At 69.2% G+C, this 2,666-nt stretch carries 3 protein-coding genes; all 3 read left to right on the forward strand.

The features are described 5' to 3' along the window. A partial coding sequence (locus ESO86_RS15160; protein ID WP_165307960.1) for a carbohydrate ABC transporter permease occupies positions 1-879 on the forward strand: 879 nt, incomplete at its 5' end. 8 nt (positions 880-887) lie between these two features. After that, positions 888-1,745 carry a carbohydrate ABC transporter permease gene (locus ESO86_RS15165; protein ID WP_242492403.1) on the forward strand — a complete coding sequence of 286 codons (858 nt, stop codon included), beginning with the start codon at positions 888-890 and terminating at the stop codon, positions 1,743-1,745. 57 nt (positions 1,746-1,802) lie between these two features. Then, positions 1,803-2,666: nucleoside hydrolase (locus tag ESO86_RS15170; protein WP_165307962.1), on the forward strand; the 864-nt coding region annotated here is incomplete at its 3' end.

The following is a 2,666-nucleotide window of genomic DNA, read 5'->3' on the forward strand; positions in this document are numbered from 1 at the left end:
GGGCCGCGCACGCCGCGGCCGCTCCGGCAGCACCCCGCGTTGATCGCGCTGGCGTTCCTCGCCCCCGCGCTCGTCGCGCTCGTCGTGCTCCGGCTCGCGCCCGCCGCCGTCGCGCTGTGGGACAGCCTGTTCCGCACCAGCCTCCTGGGCGGCACGCAGTTCGTCGGCGTGGGCAACTACCTCGACCTCGCGACGAACCCCGACTTCCAGAACGCGGTCGGCGTCACGCTGCTCTTCACCATCCTGATCAACCCGCTCCAGGTCGCCACGGCGTTCCTGCTCGCGGTGCTGTACACCAGACGCGCAGCGGGATCGAGGCTCTGGCGCTCGCTCGTGATCCTGCCGATCGCGGTGCCGCCGGCGGTCTCAGCCGTGATCTGGAGCGTGATCTACCGCCCCGACGGCCTGGCGAACGCGTTCCTCGACCTGTTCGGCATCCCGGCCCAGCCCTTCCTCACCTCGCCGCAGCAGTCGCTCGCATCGATCATGGTGCTGCTGTCGTGGATCGGCGTCGGCTACTGGATGATGTTCCTCATCGCGGGGATCAACGACATCCCGAGCTCGTACTACGAGGCCGCATCGCTCGACGGGGCATCCGGATGGCGCCAGCTGTGGACGATCACGTTCCCGCTCGTGCGGCGCCCGCTCGCCTTCGTCCTCGTGGCCGACACCGTCTCGAACCTCCTCGTCTTCGCTCCGGTCCAGATCCTCACCAAGGGCGGACCCGAGGGTTCGACGAACCTGCTCATGTACGACATCTTCACCCGGGCCTACACGCTCGGCGACCTGAACACCGCGCAGGCGGAGGTCGTCATCCTCGTGCTCATCACGATCGCGATCGTGGCCGTGCAGTTCCGCCTGCTGAAGTCGGAGGACTGACCGTGGTCATGCAACTCGCCGGGACCCGCCGCACTCCGCGCCGCTGGGTCATGCGCGCCTTCACCGCGTTCGCCGCCGCCGTCGTCGGGCTCGCGTTCCTCATCCCGATGTGGTGGTCGTTCGTGAACTCGCTGCGGCCGGGGGATGAGACCTTCAGCTACCTGAACCCGCTGACCTGGCAGACGTTCTTCACGCTGACACCGACCTTCGAGAACTACGCGGCGCTCTTCGACACCGACCTGGCCCGTGCGATCGGCAACTCGCTGTTCATCAGCCTCGTGACGGTCGTCGTCGGGCTCGCGATCTGCGCGACGGCGGCGTTCGGGCTCGCGGCGTTCCGCTTCCGCGGCCGGGGCCTCATGTTCTCGGTGATCATCCTGTCGTTCCTCATCCCGTTCGACGCGATCGCCATTCCGCTGGCCGACATGTTCCGCGACTGGAACCTGCAGAACACGTTCTTCGGCCTGATCCTGCCGGGCCTCGGAAACGGCATGGCGATCTTCCTGCTGCGCACGTTCTTCCTCGCGATCCCGGAGGAGCTCGTCGAAGCAGCCCGGCTCGACGGCCTGGGCTGGTGGGGCGTGTTCCGCCGCATCTACCTGCCGCTGTCGGTGCCTGCGCTCATCGGCGCGGGCCTGATGCTCTTCCTGTTCCAGTGGCAGGCGTACGTCTGGCCCTTGCTGATGGGCACCGACCGCGACCACATCGTCGGACCGGTCGCGCTGTCGAACCTGCAGGGCCAGTTCGCCGTCGACTACGGCGTGCTGTTCGCGGCCTCCATGATCCTGATCCTCATCCCGCTCGCGATCATCCTCGGATTCCAGCGGTACTTCATCCAGTCCGTCTCCACGACCGGCATCAAGTGATCGATGCGGTCGCACGGCGACCGCACGAGTCCACGCACCACCGAAAGGAGTGCAGCCATGCGTGCTGCCCACCGAGTCATCCTCGACACCGACATCGGCACCGACGTCGACGACGCGATGGCGCTCAGCCAGCTCCTCGGCCTGGCCGAGGTCGAGCTCGTCGGCATCACCACGGTCTACGGCGACACGCTGCTGCGTGCGCGCCTCGCCCGTCGCCTCGCCGGCCTCGCGGGTCGCGAGGTTCCGGTCCACGCCGGTCGCCGCGATCCCCTCTCCGGCCGCGAGGTCTGGTGGGCCGGCCATGAGGGCGACCTCTACGACGACCTCCAGCGCGAGTCGATCGAGGCGACGGATGCCGTGGCGTTCCTGGTCGAGACGGTCGTCGCGAACCCCGGGGAGATCGACGTCGTCGCGATCGGACCGCTCACGAACGTCGCCGAGGCGATCGTCGCCGATCCGCGCTTCGCCGCCGCCGTACGCCACCTCTGGATCATGGGCGGCGCCTTCACGACCGACGAGCCCGAGCACAACCTCCTCAGCGACACGCACGCGGCCGAGGTCGTGTTCGCCTCCGGCATCCCGATGACGGTCACGGGCCTGGAGGCCACGCGGCAGGTCGAGATCCGCCGCGAGGAGCTCGGGCGCATCGGCGGGGCCGGCGAGCTCGGGGCGATCCTCGTCGCCGAGATCGAGCAGTGGTGGCGCTTCTGGAACGAGGAGTGGAACGTGCCGCACGACCCGGTGGCGGTGCTCACCATGGTCGAGCCGCAGCTCTTCGAGTTCTCGCGCCCCGGCCGCGTCGAGGTCGAGCGCGACGGCGACGGCGCCGGGCGCAGCCGATTCGTCGCGGGCGAGGGCTCGGCGCGCATCGTGACCGGGCTGGATGGCCCGACCGTCGCCGCGCGCATCGTCGGCGCCATC

The sequence above is a fragment of the Agromyces binzhouensis genome (genome assembly GCF_004135055.1).
In the GTDB taxonomy this organism is placed as follows: Bacteria; Actinomycetota; Actinomycetes; order Actinomycetales; family Microbacteriaceae; genus Agromyces; species Agromyces binzhouensis.

Excerpts from the sequence above, each read along its gene's own strand:
- ESO86_RS15165 (WP_242492403.1), top strand. The coding sequence starts at position 888 with ATGCAACTCGCCGGGACCCGCCGCACTCCGCGCCGCTGGGTCATGCGC.